Source organism: Streptomyces sp. A5-4, assembly GCF_051131715.1.
Taxonomy (GTDB): Bacteria; Actinomycetota; Actinomycetes; order Streptomycetales; family Streptomycetaceae; genus Streptomyces.
Genome location: NZ_CP178591.1, coordinates 5,565,518 through 5,583,684, shown reverse-complemented (window position 1 = coordinate 5,583,684; position 18,167 = coordinate 5,565,518). Strand labels below are relative to the sequence as shown.

General features: G+C 68.5%; 16 protein-coding genes. 14 read left to right on the top strand and 2 right to left on the bottom strand.

The window, feature by feature from the left end:
• The first annotated feature begins 35 nt into the window (after window positions 1–35).
• From fxlM to ACLLJJ_RS26165, 9 genes are all read left to right on the top strand, one after another.
• A complete protein-coding gene (gene fxlM / locus ACLLJJ_RS26205; RefSeq protein WP_434595909.1) occupies window positions 36–2,081 on the top strand; it encodes a methyltransferase, FxLD system in 2,046 nt (681 codons plus the stop codon).
• A gap of 4 nt (window positions 2,082–2,085) precedes the next feature.
• Window positions 2,086–3,198 carry a hypothetical protein gene (locus tag ACLLJJ_RS26200; protein WP_434595907.1) on the top strand — a complete coding sequence of 371 codons (1,113 nt, stop codon included), beginning with the start codon at window positions 2,086–2,088 and terminating at the stop codon, window positions 3,196–3,198.
• A 233-nt stretch (window positions 3,199–3,431) separates the two neighbouring features.
• The gene (locus tag ACLLJJ_RS26195; RefSeq protein ID WP_434595905.1) at window positions 3,432–5,369 is read left to right on the top strand and encodes an ATP-binding cassette domain-containing protein; all 1,938 of its coding nucleotides are present in this window, start codon (window positions 3,432–3,434) and stop codon (window positions 5,367–5,369) included.
• 111 nt (window positions 5,370–5,480) lie between these two features.
• Window positions 5,481–6,563 carry an NUDIX hydrolase gene (locus tag ACLLJJ_RS26190; RefSeq protein ID WP_434595903.1) on the top strand — a complete coding sequence of 361 codons (1,083 nt, stop codon included), beginning with the start codon at window positions 5,481–5,483 and terminating at the stop codon, window positions 6,561–6,563.
• Between the two features lie 57 nt (window positions 6,564–6,620).
• Window positions 6,621–8,093 (top strand): NUDIX domain-containing protein, encoded by a 1,473-nt coding sequence (locus tag ACLLJJ_RS26185; protein ID WP_434595901.1) that lies wholly within the window; start codon window positions 6,621–6,623, stop codon window positions 8,091–8,093.
• A 71-nt stretch (window positions 8,094–8,164) separates the two neighbouring features.
• Window positions 8,165–9,358 (top strand): M15 family metallopeptidase, encoded by a 1,194-nt coding sequence (locus tag ACLLJJ_RS26180; RefSeq protein WP_434595899.1) that lies wholly within the window; start codon window positions 8,165–8,167, stop codon window positions 9,356–9,358.
• Window positions 9,359–9,492: 134 nt separating this feature from the next.
• Entirely contained in the window at window positions 9,493–10,398 is a 906-nt protein-coding gene (locus ACLLJJ_RS26175; protein ID WP_434595897.1) for an NUDIX domain-containing protein, read from the top strand.
• Window positions 10,399–10,427: 29 nt separating this feature from the next.
• The gene (locus ACLLJJ_RS26170) at window positions 10,428–11,630 is read left to right on the top strand and encodes a bifunctional class I SAM-dependent methyltransferase/NUDIX hydrolase (RefSeq protein ID WP_434595895.1); all 1,203 of its coding nucleotides are present in this window, start codon (window positions 10,428–10,430) and stop codon (window positions 11,628–11,630) included.
• 123 nt (window positions 11,631–11,753) lie between these two features.
• Window positions 11,754–12,572 (top strand): class I SAM-dependent DNA methyltransferase, encoded by an 819-nt coding sequence (locus ACLLJJ_RS26165; protein ID WP_434595893.1) that lies wholly within the window; start codon window positions 11,754–11,756, stop codon window positions 12,570–12,572.
• 100 nt (window positions 12,573–12,672) lie between these two features.
• Here ACLLJJ_RS26165 and ACLLJJ_RS26160 read toward each other — a convergent pair whose 3' ends face one another.
• Both ACLLJJ_RS26160 and ACLLJJ_RS26155 read right to left on the bottom strand, forming a co-directional pair.
• The gene (locus ACLLJJ_RS26160; RefSeq protein ID WP_434595891.1) at window positions 12,673–13,083 is read right to left on the bottom strand and encodes an NUDIX hydrolase; all 411 of its coding nucleotides are present in this window, start codon (window positions 13,081–13,083) and stop codon (window positions 12,673–12,675) included.
• A complete protein-coding gene (locus tag ACLLJJ_RS26155) occupies window positions 13,080–13,742 on the bottom strand; it encodes an NUDIX hydrolase (protein ID WP_434595889.1) in 663 nt (220 codons plus the stop codon). The genes ACLLJJ_RS26160 and ACLLJJ_RS26155 overlap by 4 nt, the downstream gene beginning before the upstream one ends.
• 589 nt (window positions 13,743–14,331) lie before the next feature.
• Between ACLLJJ_RS26155 and ACLLJJ_RS26150 the strand changes: the two genes are divergently transcribed.
• The 5 genes from ACLLJJ_RS26150 (at window position 14,332) to ACLLJJ_RS26130 (ending at window position 18,160) form a co-directional block, all read left to right on the top strand.
• Window positions 14,332–14,841, top strand: a complete 510-nt coding sequence (locus ACLLJJ_RS26150; RefSeq protein ID WP_283522678.1) for a nucleoside-diphosphate kinase — start codon at window positions 14,332–14,334, stop codon at window positions 14,839–14,841.
• Window positions 14,842–14,914: 73 nt separating this feature from the next.
• A complete protein-coding gene (locus ACLLJJ_RS26145) occupies window positions 14,915–15,214 on the top strand; it encodes a hypothetical protein (protein WP_185298031.1) in 300 nt (99 codons plus the stop codon).
• A 156-nt stretch (window positions 15,215–15,370) separates the two neighbouring features.
• Window positions 15,371–15,961: a CYTH domain-containing protein gene (locus ACLLJJ_RS26140; protein ID WP_434600525.1), complete on the top strand. Its 591-nt coding sequence runs from the start codon at window positions 15,371–15,373 to the stop codon at window positions 15,959–15,961.
• 40 nt (window positions 15,962–16,001) lie between these two features.
• The gene (locus ACLLJJ_RS26135) at window positions 16,002–16,769 is read left to right on the top strand and encodes a hypothetical protein (protein WP_434595886.1); all 768 of its coding nucleotides are present in this window, start codon (window positions 16,002–16,004) and stop codon (window positions 16,767–16,769) included.
• Window positions 16,769–18,160, top strand: a complete 1,392-nt coding sequence (locus ACLLJJ_RS26130; RefSeq protein ID WP_434595884.1) for a hypothetical protein — start codon at window positions 16,769–16,771, stop codon at window positions 18,158–18,160. The genes ACLLJJ_RS26135 and ACLLJJ_RS26130 overlap by 1 nt, the downstream gene beginning before the upstream one ends.
• Window positions 18,161–18,167 lie beyond the last annotated feature (7 nt).

The window sequence follows — 18,167 nt, the reverse complement described above, 5'->3', positions numbered from 1 at the left end:
CACCACCCTGCCGCCTCGCAAGGAGTTCCCTGCCCATGACCTTCGACGACGAAAACCTGCCCACCCCACCGGACACCCCCTGGTGGCACGCCTCCGTGACCTTCCCCGCCCCGCACCACAACGCCGCACGGGCCCTGGCAACCGCGCTCACCGGACGCCGTTTCCACTTCCTGCGCAAGGACGGCGGCATGCGCCTGCGCACCGAACAGCCCGCCACCGGTCTGATGGACCAGCTCCTCGCCGACCGTGTGATCACCGGCTGGACGGGCGGGATCTACGAGCCGGAGCCCCATGCCTTCGGCGGCCCCGAGGGCATGGAGGTCGCGCACAACGTGTTCTGCGCCGACAGCCCGGCCGCGCTCGCCGAGACCGGTACCCCTGGCGCCCGCGAGCGCAGCGTGATGCTGCTGTCCGCCATGATCCGCGCGGCGGGGTTGGACCCGTTCGAAGCCGGAGACGTATACGCCCGGTGGGCCGCCCTGCGGCCCCCTGTCAACCCGCCCCAGGGGCCCGCCCTGGAGAAGGCCGTCTCCGCGATGCGGCGGCTGATGAACGCGGACGCGGCCCTGCGCCCCGACGCGGAAGCGGGGTGGGTCGAGCGCGTCGCCGCGTTCGAGGACGCCGGCCGCCGCCTGCGCCGGCTCGCCGCCGACGGCCGACTGATACGCGGAATCCGGGGTGTCCTCGCCCATCACGCGATCTTCGCGTTCAACCGCGCGGGTGTGCCTGTTGACGCGCAGGCCGCCACCGCGTGGCTCGGCCGTCTCGTCGCCTTCTCCACCGGAGAAGGAGTTGACGTGTCTACCCGCAAGTCCGCCCCGGCGGACCTTAGCCTCCCTCGAATGGAGACCACCGTGACACCTGTGAACGACCCCAACCAGCTGCGCGAAGCCCTCGCCCAGCGCCTCGTCGACAGCGGCCACCTGCGCAGCCCAGCGGCTATCGACGCGTTCCGCACCACCGACCGGCACGCCTTCCTGCCCGGCGTCGACCTGGAGCGCGCGTACAAGGAGGACGCGGTGCCGATCAAGCACGACGAACACGGGGAGATGATCTCCTGCATCTCCGCGCCGTCTGTCGTCGCCACCCAGCTCGAACAGCTGGGAGCCCAGCCCGGTCACAAGGTCCTGGAAGCCGGCGCCGCCACCGGTTACAACGCCGCCCTCCTCGGCAGGATCGTCTCGCCCGGCGGGCAGGTGTGGACCCTCGACGTTGACGAGGACCTCATCGCCGGCGCGAGCAAGCACCTTGCAGAAGCAGGCGTGGAGAACGCCACCGCGGTGATGGCCGACGGTGCGGCCGGGCTGCCCGAGCATGCCCCCTACGACCGCATCCAGTTCACGGTCGGTGCGGGCGACGTCCCCGTGAAGATCCTCGACCAGCTCGCGCCCGGCGGTCGCCTGGTCCTGCCGATGCGTATCCGAGGCAGCATCTCCCGCTCCTTCGCCTTCGAACGCGACGGGGACACGTGGAAGACCGTCTCCTGCGAGATGGCCACCTTCGTCCCGCTGCGCAAGGGCGTCTGCGACGACGTGTACACCCTCGTGCCGATGGCCGGAGAGGGCAACGTGCGCCTGGAGACGTTCAGCGAGCAGAACGTCGACCGCGACGCTCTGCGCACGGTGCTGGATCAGCAGCAGACCAAGCTCTACACCGGGGTGAAGTTCCGGCAGGGCTCGGCGTGGGAGTGGCTGTACCTGTACCTGGCCTGCGGGCTGCCCAACGGTCTGTCCCGACTGCCGGGCCAGCGCGCCGGGTTCACTCCGCACTTCGGGTGGGGGTCCATGGCTGCACTCGACGCCGGGTCGCTCGCCTACCTGACCATCCGCGAGGGTGAGGACGCGGCGGGCCGGTACTGGGAGGTCGGCGTGATCGGCCATGGCGAGGGCGGCGCCGACCTCGCCGAGCTCGTCGTGAGCGAGATCCGGGCCTGGGACGCGAGTGGCGGCAACGACGCCCCCGAACCCAGCTTCCGGATGGCCGTCGCCGACTCCCGGGACCGGCTGACGGCGGACGACGCGCGCTTCGTCGTCGACAAGCCCTACAGCCGGCTCGTCGTCGACTGGGCGCGCAAGGGCTGAGCCGATGATCCCCGCGATAGCCAGCCGGATACCCCTGGTCCGCCGCACCAAGGCGCCCGCGCTTCCCTTGGAGGAGCGCATCAACCACCTCACCGGGCTGACCGTCGCACCTGCAGGTGCGGGCCACTACGACCTGGTGGCCCGCACCTGCAGTGTCCTCAACTACGCCGCACTCATTACCTCCGACGTCGGCCTGTCCGGCCTGGCCACCGATCTGTGCTGGCGCCAGCACCAGGTCTTCGCCGACGCCGGACGCCTGAGCGGGCCGATCGGCGTCATGTCGCTGATGCCGCTGGTCAACCTCTCCCGGCTACTGACACGCAACGGCCAAGGCGAGGCGGCCTACGATCTCCTCACCCGCCTCAACCAGGCCGCCCGTCAGCGAGGAAAGTCCGAGATAGACGGCCGCGTCGTCGACCTGTCCTCCCTGACCAGCACCGAAGCCGATCACCGGCAGGTGTGCCAGGAGCTGTGGGTCACGGTGCTCGTGGACGGCGCCCGCGCTCTCGCACGCATCGGCCGGTGGACCGAAGCGGCCGAGGCCATGGCCCACCACCGCGGCATCGGCAACCGGCTCCTCGACGGTCGACAGATCAAAATCATGGCCCTGATGGAACAAGGGCGAAACCAGCAGGCCCTCGACCTGATCGACACCGCCCAGCCCACAGAGCCCTGGGAGACCTCCATCGGTCTGCTTCTGCGCGCCCACTGCCGTCACGTCGGCGTACCGGTTGCGCAGGCCGACCTCGAACATGTCCTGGTCGAAGCCGCCGCGCTCCTCACCCCTCCCGATCCGTCGACCGCCGTGTTCCAGACCCGGGCGGGCCTGAGTGCCTTCGAACTGGACCCCGACGGGCCGTTTGCAGGCACTCTCACCAAAACCATCGCAAAGGTGGCCCAGCTCGACGCCTACGCCGCCCGCGATGTACTGCACCACCCCCTCGCCGTGTCCGCGCTGGGCGCGGGTTCGACCCTCGCACTCAACGCGGTGATCGCCGCGGCCGGACTGGGATCCGGCGCACTGCCCGCCCACCACTACGAGGCGCTGACGGGTGCGGTCGCCCATGCCGAGGCAGAGCTGGAAAGGCTGCTGAAGACCGAACGAGATCCCTGCTAGGAGCGGGACGACCGGGAGGAACTGCCGGATTCTCTTCGCCGCACGGCAGCGTCGGCGTTTCGGCCAATTTCCACCCGGAGCCGCTCCAAGCCAGACCAGGGATCCCGCGCCTGCAAGGTTCCGCACGCAGGAGATAGCGGGCTTCCCAGCACGACCGAATGACGTGTGTTCGATATCGCAGCCGTGTCGTTAGACCTGGCGACTCTGCCGCAGCGACCGTCCTAGGGGGAACGATGACCTCGGCCATTACACAGGATCAGCCGCCGCAACCACCGAAAGGGACCCGGTCGGACGACGAACCGCAGGAAGCCAGTGTTCGAGAAGAGGAGTACCTCTACCGCGATGAGTCACGGCTCCAGGCCGGCTCCCAGTTAACGTCGCGCACCATGGCGCGGCGCCTGCCCTCACTCGTGCGGCGCTCCGTACAAATGGCCTGGCGGGTGGACCGCGGAGCGACCATCGGACTGATGGTGTGCCAGATCGGAACCGGCGTCCTCGCAGCCTTGGGCCTCCTGGCCGTCACGGCCACGATCAACGCTCTGATCTCCTCGGGCGACATCACCGAGCGGCTGTGGGATGCCGCCCCACAGCTGGCCGTCATCGCCGCTGCCACCGGGCTGCGCGCGGTGCTGGGCATCGCGGTCGTCTGGCTGACCGGCCGTCTGCGCCCGGTGCTCGGGCGAGCCGCGGAGTTGACGATGGTCGAGGCCGCGCTCGGCGCGGAACTGGCAGCCAACAACAAACCCGGCTACAACGACGCCTACGACATCGCCGACCGCGGCGCCCAGGTCACCCCCGACCTCGTCGAAGAAGCGCAGGACATCCTCGCGGCCACCGCCACGCTCGCCGCCGGCGCTACCGTGCTGACCGTCCTGCACCCGCTGCTCCTTCCCCTTCTCTTCCTCGCGTGCCTGCCGCAAGCCGCCGCCTATGTCCGCTCGGCCCGCGTGATCTACCTCGCCGGGCTGGAGACCTCTGGGCGGCGCCGGATGCTGGGCAAACTGCGCTGGCACATGGCTTACCAGGAATCCAGCGAGGAGATGCGGGCCTGCCTGGCCGGCCCCTTCCTGATCGGTCGGTACCGAAAGCTGGCCGCCTCCGTCAACGCCGCTGAACGCCATGCCGCGAACACCGGTGCCTGGATGGGGCTGGCCGGAGCCGTGGCCGGCGGGGTCGCCTCGATCGCGGTGTGGGCGGCGCTGCTGTGGCTCCTGGCGTCAGGACGGATGAGCCTGGCGGCCGGAGGCGGTGCCGTCTTCGCTCTCCAGACCGCCACCGGCTCGGTGCGCGGCATCATCACCGGCGGGGCCCGCCTGGTGCGCACCGGTTGGTACGTGCAGGACTGGCAGAATTTCCTCGACAACGCCCACGGCCAGGCCATGTCCGACTCCCGCGGCACCAAGCCCCTGGCCGTCGCGCCGCAGCGCTTCGAGGTCCGCAACGTCACATACCGCTACGACGGTGCCCCCAAGGACAGCCTGAGCAACGTCTCGCTGCACATGAAGCGCGGCGAGATCGTGGCGCTGGTCGGGGAGAACGGCTCCGGCAAGTCCACCCTCTCGCGCCTGCTGTGCGGGCTGCTGTTGCCCACCGAGGGTGACGTGGCCTGGGACCACGCCTCCACGGCGGACCTCGATCCGTGGGGAGCGTGGGAGCATGTCGCGCTGGTGCCGCAGAAATTCACGTATCTACCGCTGACGATGCGCGACAACATCACGTTCGGGCAGGGCGACACCAGCGACGCAGCGCTGCTCGCCGCGTGCGAATCCTCAGGAGCCGCGGAGATACTGCCGGGCCTGCGCTCCGGCTTGAACACCCTCCTGACCAGCGAATGGTTCGGTGGTCAGCAGCTCTCCGGCGGGCAGTGGCAGCGCCTTGTACTTACCCGCGCCTTCCACCGGCAGGCGGCGCTGCTGGTGATGGATGAACCCACGGCCGCCCTCGACGCCCGTGCGGAACACAGGATCTTCGCCGGCCTGCGCGAACTGGCCAAGGACCGGGCGGTCCTGCTGATCACACACCGGCTCACCAACGTGGCCCTCGCCGACCGGATCGTGGTTCTGGACGAAGGCCGGATCGTACAGGAGGGCACCTACACCCAACTCACCCAGGAACCGGGGCTGTTTAAGTCCTTGTGGGAACTCCAGCGCCAGATGAGCGGCAGCGCCTGATCACCCCGGCCCACCCTGGATGCACCCCCTGCCCACCGTCCTGAAAGGCAGCGACACGTGGCCTCTTCCGTCTCCCCTTCGGATCACGTCGCACCGGGTACCAACCCATCCGTGGTGCAGTTCGCCGCTTCCCGGCACGCGGCGTGGCTCGGCGCCGCCGCAATCATCACCGACGCGGTCGGCCGGGTCCTGCTGGTCCACCCCACCTACAGCAGGGACGACTCGTGGCTGTTGCCGGGAGGCGTCGTCGAATATGGCGAACACCCGCACGTCACCTGCCAGCGCGAGATCACCGAGGAACTGGGCCTGGATCTGCCCCTGTCGACGGTGCTCGCCGTCCACTCCCTCTCTCCGCACCGCCCCGACCTTCGGCCCGACGCGCCCTGTCCCGGAGAGGTCCGGTTCGTCTTCGACGGGGGGATCCTGACCCCCGACCAGGTGGAGGCGATCCGCCTGCCGCGCGAGGAGCTGTCCGAGTTCGCCTTCCTGGAGACCCGGGAGGCGGTGCAGCGTCTGCGGCCCGTGGACGGACAGATCATGCTCGCCGCTTACAGGGCTCGGCTCGGGAACACCGCCACCGCCCACCTTGCCGACGGCCGGCACATCATCGGCACCCCGGCGCTGGACCGCCACGATGTCCACGTTCGCTACCGCCCCATGTGGGACAGCCCCCTCAACCGCGGCCCCATCCCCAGGCATCTGCCCGTCCAACAAGCTTGGGCTTGGTGCTTCATCCCCGATGGCCGGGTAGTCGTCGTGGCCGACCCCGGCCCACGGGGCGCCCTGCCGATGCTGCCCGGCGGCACCGTGGAGAGCATCGACACGACGCCCGAGGGGACCCTGCACCGCGAAGCCGCCGAGGAGGGTCAGCTCATCCTGGCCGATCCGGTGCGGCTGGGTTGGGTGCTGGACGAGACCGGCGAGGTTTACGGCGGGGTGGGGCCCAACGCCCGGCTCCGCCTGGCCGCCCGGGTCACCGCCATCGGGTCGACGGCCGTTGACCCCGCAACCGGCCACTCCTTCGCCCGGCTGCTCGCCACTCCCGCCCAGGCAGCAGCCCTGCTGGGCTGGGGCCCGCCCGGAGCACGGCAGGCCCAGCTTGCGGTGGAGACAGCACGGGAGCGGTGGGGCCTGCCGAACGCTCGCGCCGCCGCCATCGAGGAGATCCCTGCGGAGGGGATGCGGCTGAGCTGACCCGAACGACCACCCCGCCTCGACTCGTCCCGCTCCACGTACCTCTGAGGTAGCCCCATGCCTTTGTCGCACGACCACATCCGCACCACCGTCGAGACCTACCTCGCTCGCCACCCCCACGAGCGCGAGCAGCTCGGCGCCCTCCTGGACGCCCTCGACGGTCCCACCGACATCGCCAGCCGCTCCACCTTCACCGGACACGTCACCTGCGGCGCGATCGTCGTCGACCCTCTCGGCCGCGTCCTGCACGTGCTGCACCTGGCGAGTGGGAAGGTCCTCGCGCCCGGCGGACACACCGAGCCCGCCGACGAGTCCCTGGCAGGGGCGGCGTTGCGGGAGCTGCACGAGGAGACCGGGATCCCGCCCCAGGCCGTCACGCCGTGGCCCGGCTACGAGACTGTGCCGTTCGACATCGACATCCACGACATCGACGCCCACCCGGGCAAGAGTGAACCCGGGCACCAGCACTTCGACCTCCGGTTCCTCTTCCGCCTGCACACCGAGACCGAAGCGGAGGTGGTGCTGCAGGAAGAAGAGGTCGGCGGCATCGAGTGGCGTCCCGTGGACCGGGTGACTTCCCCCTCCCTGCACGAGAAGCTGCTCAAGCTCACCCCGGAGGCCGAACCTGAGAGAGCCAACGCCTCCGCCCTGATCTACAACGACCGCGGTGAGTACCTGCTCCACCTGCGCGACTACTTCCCCGGCCGGATCTGGGAGCCGGGCATGTGGTCCCTGCTGGGCGGCGGACGAGAGCGCCAGGACACCACCCTGGAAGACACCGCGCGGCGTGAACTGGCCGAGGAAGCCGGCCTCGACCTCGTCGACCTGACCCCGTTCGGCACCGAGTACGCCGCCGACGATGCCGGCGCGAGCGTGCCCATCGCCATTTATGCCGGCCGCTGGAACGGCGATCCCCACGAACTCCACCTGACAGAAGGGGTGATGCTCGCCTGGTTCGCCCCCGACGACCTCCACCGCCTCCGCATCGCAGACACCACCAGCGACCTCGTACGGCGCCACGCCGCCAGCCTTCCGGCGACGCAGAACGGGCCCGAACCCGAGGAGGAGAGTCCGGCCTCACCGCACGACACGGTCCCCAACATCATCGGCGTCCACCTCTATCTGGAGCGGCCCGACGGGACGGTGCTGCTCGGGCTGCGCCACCCCAACTCCGCGTTCGCGCCGTCCACCTGGCACGTCCTGGCTGGCCACCTCGCACAGGAGAACGCCATCGCCTGCCTGATCAGGGAGGCACACGAGGAAGCCGGCCTGCACATCGAGCGCAAGGACGTCGAACTCATCCACGTCGTCCACCACATCGGCAAGCCCAGGAACCCGCCCCGCCTGGGCCTGTTCTTCCGCGCACGCGCCTGGAGCGGCGAGCCGGAACTGCGCGAGCCGGACAAGTGCACCCAGTGGAAATTCTGGGACCCCACCGCCCTTCCCGACGATCTCGTCCCCTACACCCGACTGGCTATCGCGAAGATCCAGAACGGGGAGCTGTACAGCGAGACGGGCTGGCCCGCATGACTGGCACACCGGGCGACGCGCACCGTCGTCTGTCCACCGCGACTGCGGTCGGCCGAGAGGACACCCGCCTCGTGGTGATTCGCGGCAACTCGGCGTCAGGCAAATCAAGCGTGGCCCAGGGTCTGCGAGATCACCACGGCCGCGGGATCGCGATTGTGGGCCAGGACGTGATCCGCCGCAACGTGCTCAGGGAACACGACACCGCGCGCGGCGCCAACATCGCCCTGCTGGGCAGGATCGCACGCGAAGCCCTGAACGCCGGCTTCCACGTGGTACTCGAAGGGATCCTGTACGCCGAGCGCTACGGTCACATGATCACGTCTCTGTTACGGGATCACCGCGGCGTCTCCAGCTGCTACTACCTGGACGTGCCGCTGGAAACGACGATTGTCCGACACGCGTCGAAGGCTGATGCCGCGTACCTGGAGCAAGTCACCGACAGCCACCTCGCCTCCTGGTACCGCGAGCTTGATCTGCTCCCCGGCAGTCCGGAGACCGTGATCCCGGCCGACAGCACGCTGCAGGACACCATGGCGCGCATCCTCCGCGAAACCGATCTGGCTTCTGCCTCCCCAATTCAGCCACCGCAGTGCACGCCGTCACAGGGAGACTCCATGAACAGTCTGGTGTTGATGTCCGATCCTCTCGTCGCCGCGATCCCGGTGCGCGAGTGCGGGGAGCCGCTCGTGGACGTGCGTGACCACAGCTTCCGCGTCGATCCCCGCAAGCAAGATCCGCTGGGCGCGTTCGCCCACGTCCGCGAGGGCGTCCTAGCCCGGCTGGAGCACGCCCGCTCGCTCCTGCCCGCCGGCACCGACCTGCTGTTCGTCGAGGGCTACCGGCCGCTGGCTCTACAGCAGCGCTACTTCACCGAGTACCTGGACGAGCTGGGCGCCGCGCACCCCGGCTGGACAGCTGAGCAGCTGCACCAGGCTGCCAGCCGGTACGTGTCGCCACCCGAGATCGCGCCCCACTCCGCGGGCGCGGCCGTTGAAGTAACCCTCGTCGACCAGGACGGCCACGAACTCGACCTCGGCACCCGCGTCAATGCCTCCCCCGAGGAGAGCGACGGGGCCTGCATCACGCACGCCCCGAACCTCAGCGATCACGCGCGCCACCACCGCACGCTGCTGCTCGACGCCATGGAGAACGCGGGTTTTACCAACTATGGAACGGAGTTTTGGCACTTCTCAGCGGCGGACCGGTACGACGCGCTGATGCGGCAGGAGCCGCACGCACGATACGGACCGATTGAGCTGCCCTAGCGCGCCGGCGTCCTCGTCCATTTCGTTCCTCGCCACCCACACCGATCTGGCAACGCAGAAGCGCGGTCACCGCACCCTGACCCGGTTGCGCTCCACGGGTCGCGACGGTCGGAACGCATCGAACGGAGGCATGTATGCCTGACGACAGCCAGCAGGCGATCCCAGCTGTCCCGAGCCCGGCCGCGGCCGGAACCGAACCATACGAGCACCACATGCACCTGCTCGGGCGGTACTACCGCCAGGTGGAAGCAGGGCGCAAGACGATCGAAGTGAGGGTGGCCACCCCGCAGAATCGCGCTGTCGCAGCCGGTGACACGGTCGTCTTCCACGACCGCGACACCGGGCGGGACCTCGACGTCATCGTGGAGCGGATCACCCCGTACCCCTCCTTCGAGGACCTGCTCAGCTCGGAGGACACCGTGCGCATCGATCCGGACGGGCCGCCCGGCGAGCTGCTCGCCAACATCCGCAGCATCTACCCGCCGGCCAAGGAAGCGCTCGGCGTTCTCGCCCTCGCGTTCGACCACTGCCCTGCCCGGCTCGGCCGCCCCATGCCGATGACGCCTATGCAGTACGCGCAGACCGTCCCCCACCACACGGTGTACGGCTGCCTCTACATCCGCGACGAGCACGACCGACCGGTCCAGCTCCGCTCGGTCTACGGCTCGAGACTCTGGCAGTTCCCGGGCGGCAACTTGGACGCCCCGGGCGAGGACCCACTGCAGACCGCCCGGCGCGAGGCGGTCGAGGAGATCGGCCTCGAACTCGGGCTGGACACGCCGAAGCTGCTCCTGACGCACTTCCTGCACGCCGGGCCGCGGCAGCCGCTGAACAAGGTGGGGCTCATCTTCGACGGTGGTCAGCTGACCGCCGACCAGCTCGGCTGGATCCGCCTCGATCCCGCGGAGCACGACATGTGGGCCGCGCACGACCACGCGACCTGGCAGGGGCTGATGGCGCCGCGCGCCTTCGCCCGCCTCGACGCCATCGAACGAGCCCGGCGCGGCGAGGGCCCCGCCTACCTGATCACGCACACCTGACCCCCAGCACCCCCACGAGGAGGCAAACCGTGCCCGCCGAGGACACCAACACCCGGGCCTGGCAGATCTACGGCCAGCGCCAACTGGACCGGGCCTACACCCCGCCCATCCCCGACCGGCTCGGCTGGACGCCCTGGGAAGGGATCGGGCCGGGTACGGAAGTCCTCGGCGACGTCACCGGCCGCCGTGTCCTGGACATCGGATCCGGAGCTGGCCACCACGCCGTCCATCTCGCCCAGGCACACGGAGCCCGCGTCACCGGCATCGAACTGTCTCCGACCCAGCACGAGCGAGCCGTATCAGCCCACGCGGACGTTGACGGCGTGGACTTCGTCCAGGCAGACGTGACCGAGTACCTGGCTGGAGCCGAGCCGTTCGACGCGGCGTACGCGATCGGGACGCTCGCCTTCATGGACCCGCACCGCTCGCTGCCGGCACTGCGCGACGGCCTGCGTCCGGGGACCCCGCTGATCCTCTCGCTCCTGCACACCGACCTGCACGGCCGCGGTCCGTCCACGGAGGTGGCGCCCCGCGAGCAGATGATCCTGCTGCGTGACGACCCGCCCCTGCCGACGCAGATGTGGGTCCTGGCACCGCATCTGTGGGAAGACCTGCTCACCTCGTACGGCTTCCGAGTCGAGGCCATCGACCTGCTACCGCACCCCGACGAGAGCGCCACAGTCGTCCAGCAGCTCATCCGTGCCCGGCGCCTGCCAACCCGGCCGGCGCGCGTCTCCAGCCGACCGCGCAGCACCCGCGCGCCAGCCGCGCACGCGGCCGTGGGCGTCGGAGCGATCCTGCACAGCGAACAGGGCATCCTGCTTGGCCGGCACCGCCGCGGCACCCTCGAACTGCCCGGCGGCAGCGTGGAGGCCGGCGAGTCCTTCGCGGAAGCGGTCATCCGCGAACTCGGCGAGGAGACCGGTCTGATCGCCCGCCCAACAGACGTCAGGCTCCTGGGCACGCTCGTCGACCACGTCGAAGGTGTCCTGCGGGTCACCGTGGGCGCCCTCGTCCACGCCTGGCGCGGGCAGCTGGCCACGCAGCCGGACGAGAGCGTCGGCGACTGGGCCTGGCACCCTCTCGATCAGCTTCCCGACGGCCTGTTCGTCTGCAGTGCCCAGATCCTCACCAGCTGGCGCACCGATCTGCCCATCGACCACACCCCCGCGTACTTCACCCTCTACGCCGACGACACATCAGACGCGACGACGGTGGACGGGCCGGCATGACTCCTCGGCGCCCCAGACCGTCGAGCCTGTCGCCTGGCTCGCCAGCGGCGTACTCGCGCAACACCACGCAATGGGGTCATGCGCACACCGCACTGAAATCGACCGCCGACCACAGGGGAGATCATGAAGGACCTGCACCAGCAAGCCGCCCGCTGGGGCCAGTGGGCGCCGTACTACGACGAGGAGACCCGTAACCAGGACCCGAGTGCCGCCGCTGCCGTCCTCTCCGACCTCGCCGGAGACGGCGCAGCCCTGGAGCTGGGCATCGGGACGGGCCGCGTCGCCTTCCCGCTGGCCGAATGGGGGACGCCCGTCTTCGGCCTTGACGCCTCCCAGAAGATGATCAACCGTCTCGAAGAGCATCAAAAGCAGACGCCTGAGGGGCACTCGCCTGTCCAGGCGCGAATCGGCGACATGGCGCGGTTCGACCTTGGAACGCACTACCCACTCGTCTACGTCATAGCGAGCACGCTCTTCTTGCTGACCGAACAAGAAGATCAGGTCAGCTGCTTCCGCAGCGCGGCCAGGCACCTCGCCCCCCAGGGACGGTTCGTCGTCGAAGCGGCCGTCCCGCATACCTCGGGCATGTCCTCCGAACGCCAGCAGATGATCGTCCGCGAAATGAGCGAAGAACACCTGAGTTGGTCCGCATTCGTCCACGACCCCGTGCACCAGATCGTCCGGGCCCAAGAAGTACGCGTCGGCCCGGATGGCTACCGTCTTCTGCCGAAGGTCATGCGCTATGCCTATCCGGCCGAGCTGGACCTGATGGCGCAGCTCGCTGGGCTGCGCCTGGAACGGCGGACAGCCGACTGGAAGGGCTCTCCGTTTACCGCGACCAGTACGCACCATGTGTCCGTCTATAGTCGCCAGTCAGCTGCTGCCGAACCCTCACAAGCATCCGGCCATGGCCCTTCCCTGCGTTCGAAGACATCGTCCTGACAGATCTGTGCATGGACCCGGCCCAACGGCCGACCGCCCGGTAGCTCCAGCACATGTTCGAGAAGCTGATGTAGCCCCTCACCGGCGGGCCCGCCGACAGCTAGCTCAGCACGCTGTCGAGATGAGCCTGCACCGGCTCGAAGAGGCCGTACGGAACGAGTTCCGGGATGTCGGCAAGCGCAGCCCACTTCAGCTCCGCCAGCTCGTCCTTGTCAGCCACGTAAGCGGTGCCGGACGTGACCGCGCAGGCGGTGTAGGACATGTTCCTTCCACTCTTGGGGTGGACTCGTTCACCGAGAGCCTGGACCGCGGCCACGGCCAGGCCAACCTCTTCCTGCGTCTCGCGTACGGCCGCCTCCTCGGAAGTCTCCCCGTCTTCGATCTCGCCGGCGGGGAACTGCCAGGACAACTGGCCCTCGGAGATCCTGCGCCGCACCATCAGGACGCGGTTCTCGTGAACCACGATCGCGGCGGAGATACCCGGCCGCTCCGCTGCCGTCTGCTCGGTCATATGTCTTCCTCCAGCACTTCCAGGATTGGCGGGTAAATCTTGTCAGCAGGTATGAAGCGGGTGACCGTGCTTTTGGCTACCCACGTCACGTCCACGTTCTCCACGACATCGCTGTTCGTCGCGTCCCCAGCGAGGTATTCGCACAGGAAGTACATGCAGTGCACGCCGGTCACCGGGTGGAGCCGCTCGCCGAGGTTCTGGCGGATGGCGCAATGCACACCGGTCTCGTCCAGCGTCTCGCGGATGGTCGTGGTCTCCGGCCGGACGCCGGGCTTGATGACGCCTGCGGGGAACTGCCAGGTGATCCCGGATGCGTCATCGCCACGGCGGCAGACCATCAGAACTTCGTCGTCACGAACGACGACAGCGATGGCGACGCGCAGGGCCTGGGCCTTGGAGGCCGTGGCTGCGGTGCCCGCTTGGCTTGTTGCCGCCGTCATCGATGCGAATCGTTTGCGGACAGCGGCTGATGCGTCCTCGTGGACGGAGTCGAGCAGCTGTTGCATCTCTGGGCGGGGGATGACGTCGGAGTCGGAGTGCCAGGTGGCGACGGTCCGTGGCGAGATGCCCAAGCGGTTGGCGAAGGACTCGTTGGTCATGCGGAGGGCGGATTGGAGTGTGCAGGCGAGCTGGCCGGTCCAGACGTCTACAACTTCCATCGCGGCCCTCACGTATCCGATCGGCGACGTGCATGGTCAATGCGCTCCGACTGCAGGCGAGTTGCACTGCCGCTTCATGGCGGCGGGAAGCGAACACCGGTTGACTCTAAGGCGTGCCGCCCCAGACCGACCCCACACTCTCGCACATACGTGCGAGCGATGCGGTCGCCCAAGCATGCTAGTTCAGACCCCTGGGGGATACGCGAGTTGGAGGATCGCAGTCCCACCAGGAAGGGCCGAAAGTCGCCGCCCAGGGTTCGCGTCACGCCCTGGCCGCCCCGGGGGCCCGGTCGGTCCGTGTCGACTCCGCGTCGGGCACGGTCTGGCATGAGTAGCTGAACGACGGGAGGACGCTGGAAGCCACCGCCTGCAACTGGCAGCACACCTATCCGATTTCTCCGAAGGCGCCCGTCCGGCGCTCAAAGGACATCAGTTTTCGGCTATCGAATGTCCGTATCAGGAGGGTGAGCCAACAGCGTCATCTGTAGCCCAACTGCCAGGCCCTATGGGCCGATCCGGCGCAGGTAACCTCAGTCACTGACGCGCTGAGCGACCGTCATATCACCCGCGTGGCAGATGAAAGGGAACCATGTCCCAGGATCAGGACCAGACAGTGGAGCGCACGCTTGTGCTGCTCAAGCCCGACGCGCTCGTTCGCGGCTTCGGCGGGAAGGTCATCACCCGCTTCGAGGAAGCGGCACTGAAGATCGTTGGGGTGAAGATGAAGCAGATGGACGCCGAGTTCACCCGGCGCCACTACTTCGACCTCGAAGAGCGCCTGGGCAAGGAGGTCTACGACGTCACCTCCGCGTTCATGCAGCAGGGGCCGGTCATCGCCCTGGTACTCGAAGGCTTCGACGCCATCGCCACGGTGCGCAAGCTCGTGGGCAGCACGTACCCGAACGAGGCTCCGGCCGGGACGATCCGGGGCGACTTCTCGCACTACGGCAAGGCCGCCAGCGTGGCCTCCGGCAAGGCCGTGGCGAACCTCGTGCACGCCAGCGGCAACAAGGAGGAGGCCAAGCAGGAGGTGGAGCTGTGGTTCGACAAGGACGAGCTGCACGACTACCGCACGCTCGCCGAGATCTTCGCCAGCTGAGGCTGACGACGTCACCACGGGGGCGCCGAAGCGTTGAGCACCACTGGGGTACACCGTTAACCGAAAGGGCACCATGACCAACCAGACACGCGTCGCGTCCGTCCAGGAACTGGAGTCGGTTTTCCAGCAAGAGCTGGCGACCGACCGATGGGCCGCGGCGGAGACGGCCTACGCGTTGGCCGTCCGGCACCGCGACGCCGACGACTGGGAGAAGTCCCGCGAGTGGGTGAAGCAGACCCTCCAGCTCCTTGAAGGCTTTCCCGCCGAGACCGAGGAGCAGGTCGCCACGCAGCGCACCTCCGTCGGAGGCGTTGACCTGCCGAACTACCTGCACGAAGGCGTCGTACGCAGCCGCTTCGGCGACCTCGGCTGACGCCCACGCGCCCTGATACGGCGGTGCGGATCACGTCCGCACGCTGACCGCACCGCCGCGGGCCACAGCTGCATACCGCCCACCAACCGGACCAGCCAGGCCCCCGCCTGAGCGGGCTCGGACGGACCACCCATGCCCGAAGAAGGGACCAAGCCGTTGCCCATCGAGATCGAGATGCGTGCCCGGTACGACAAAGAGACCCACGACCGGCTCACGGCCCGCCTGGAGGGCGAAGCCACTGACCTGGGCCGCGACGACAAGCACATCTATTTCTATGTTCTGCCCGACAGGCTGCTCAAGGTCACCGACAACACCGCCGCCGGCACGGCCAAGATCACCCTCAAGCACAGCAAGATCGGCCAAGGCGCGGCCTTCCCGGAGACAGAGTTCCCCATCGCCCGCGAGGACGTCCCCGCGGCTGTGGCCGTCTTCAACGCCCTCGGCTTCGAGCCACACATGCACCAGGCGGACAACCAGCGGCACAACTACCGTTTCCGAGGCGTAGAGATCGCCGTGAAGTGGAGCGAGGCGTGGGGCCACCACACCGAGTTTGAAGTGCTGCTGGACGACGACGCCAGCGACACGGCACGCGAAGAGGCCGTAGCCCGCATCACCACCGCAGCCCAGGACCTGGGCGTGACGCTGATGACCGAGCAGGAGCTGGCCGACTTCACCTCGGCGTTCGAGTCTGCCGAGCAGGCCCGCAAGGATCAACTGTCGTTCGAGGAGATCGAGCCGCAGACCTAATCGGCATCCGCCGTTCCGACCCACTGAGGGGGTAGGCCCGATGAGTACCACCCCGTCGGCCGACAGCTTGGTCGAGCTGGCTGCACGCAAGCAGCTTCCGCACCACCAGTTCACCGACCATGCCACCGTGCGATGGATCGAGGCCAACCGGCCGGACTTCCCCCACGCGGTGACTCCGGCGCTTCGGGCCACCTCCCAGCGGCTGGTCTACCGCTCGGCCATCCCCACCGCCTGGATGGCGAACTCCCAGCTTGCCGACTCGCTGCACGGCGTTCGCCACGCCATGCGCACCGCCACCCTGGCCGCGCTTCTCGCAGATGCCGACGATCTGACCGAGGACGACACGGCGACGCTCGTGATGGCCGCAGCCGTCCACGACTGCCGCCGAGTCCACGACAAGGACGACCGCGGGCATGGGGCACGCGCCGCGATCTGGCTGACGAACAACGCCGACACGGTCTGGGCGCACTTCCACATGGCGCCCACCCCGCAGCGCATCGTCTCGGTGGCGACGGCCGTCCGGCTGCACGACGTGCCCTACGACGTCTTCGCCCCGGACGACCTCACCGACTACGCACGAGCCCGGCACATCACCGACCTGCTCAAGGCCGCCGACGCCCTGGACCGCTACCGCCTCCCGAAACTCTCCTGGTGGCCGGACCCCGCCCGCGTACGGGCCGCCGCTTTCGATTCCTTGCGTCCCACGGCGTTCGAACTCGTGGTGGCATCCGAAGCCGCTCACCTCGCGGGCATCGACAGCGCGGACGCCGTGCTCAAAGCTCTGGAGCAGCGGGGGTTAATCACCTGATGGACACCCACGACGCGTATCACCTGTGGGCCGATGCCCACGCCTTCTACGACACGCCGCTGTTACCCGACACCCGCGACCAGGCGGGGCCCCTCGCCGAGCAGTCCGCCCGGTGGGAGCACCGGCTGGCCGATGAGACCCCTCACGGCGCGCTCCTGCGGACGAACGCCCTCTTCGACACCCTCAACGGGGATGGGCCGATGCACCTGCTGCACGTCACCCACGCCTTGGAGGAGATCAGCCAGAACGGCTTCCTGTACCCGTCGGGCGGGTGCCTGGTCGGGAGCATTTACTGCGCACCGCTGACTGTGCACGGTAGTGGGTTCCGGATGCACAACCTCGCCGAGTACGTCCTGAATAAGGAAGCCCCGGCGTTCGTGGCCAAGGGCGGCGAAGGCCGTACGCCGACCCCGCTAATCTTCGAGATTACCCGGCCCCGTCGTGCGTACCGCGGCCTGGCGGGCGTGGACTACCTGCGCCTGGGCGCGATCCACCTCAGCATCTACAGCGACCTCGAATATCTGCTGTCCAACGCCGAGCGGTCCGCACTGCGCGAGACGATCGTCAGCCGCATCAAGAACAGCACTGCCTTCCTCGCCCTCGCGGCAGCCATCGTCTACGAAGGCGCGGACGTCGCCGCCCCGTCCTTCCTTGAGCTGCTGGACGAGACGATCCCGCGCCTGCCGATCCTTGGATACCTGTACTTCGAGGCCCTGGCCGAGTACCAGATGCTTCACTCCACCAGTGACCACACCCAGCAGCTGGCCGAGCGCGGCGAGTTCAACAACTGGCTCTACAAAGAGATGCTGTTCGCCACGTTCCCCGACATGGCCGGCAGGTTCGACCTCGCGAAGTTCCGCCCTGCCCCCGGCAAGTTCGACGTTCTCCTGGCCAGCGTTGACACCACCGTCGATCCGCTGCACGCCCGCGCCTACCTCCGCGACCGGATCAGCTATCTCGTTGCCGCGCGCCTCTTCACTCCCGGCCAGATACCGGAAGCCTGGCGCCACACTCGCTGGGAGTTCGACAGCCTCGCCACCCAGATGGGGCCGCTGCTCGGCCACCTCATCCACCGCGAGCTACGGACCTTCGGTCGATACCCCGACTTCTATTTCTACTTCGACCAGCACAAGGCGCTCCAGGCGTGGAACTACTGGAACCACATGGACATCATCGCGCCCTTCAACGGCACGATGCCCAAGGGTGAAGTCGGCATCAACCCGGCATACCCCGAACTGGAGTACAGCATCTACCGGGCAGTCCGGGACGAGGCCGGCCGCGTGCACCCCGTCGAGAAACTGGACCTGACCATCGCGCCCCGGCTCGTGGACATCAAGTACACGCTGATGCGCAACAACAAGTGGTCAGTCCCCGAACCCTCGCCGAACTGATCCGCCC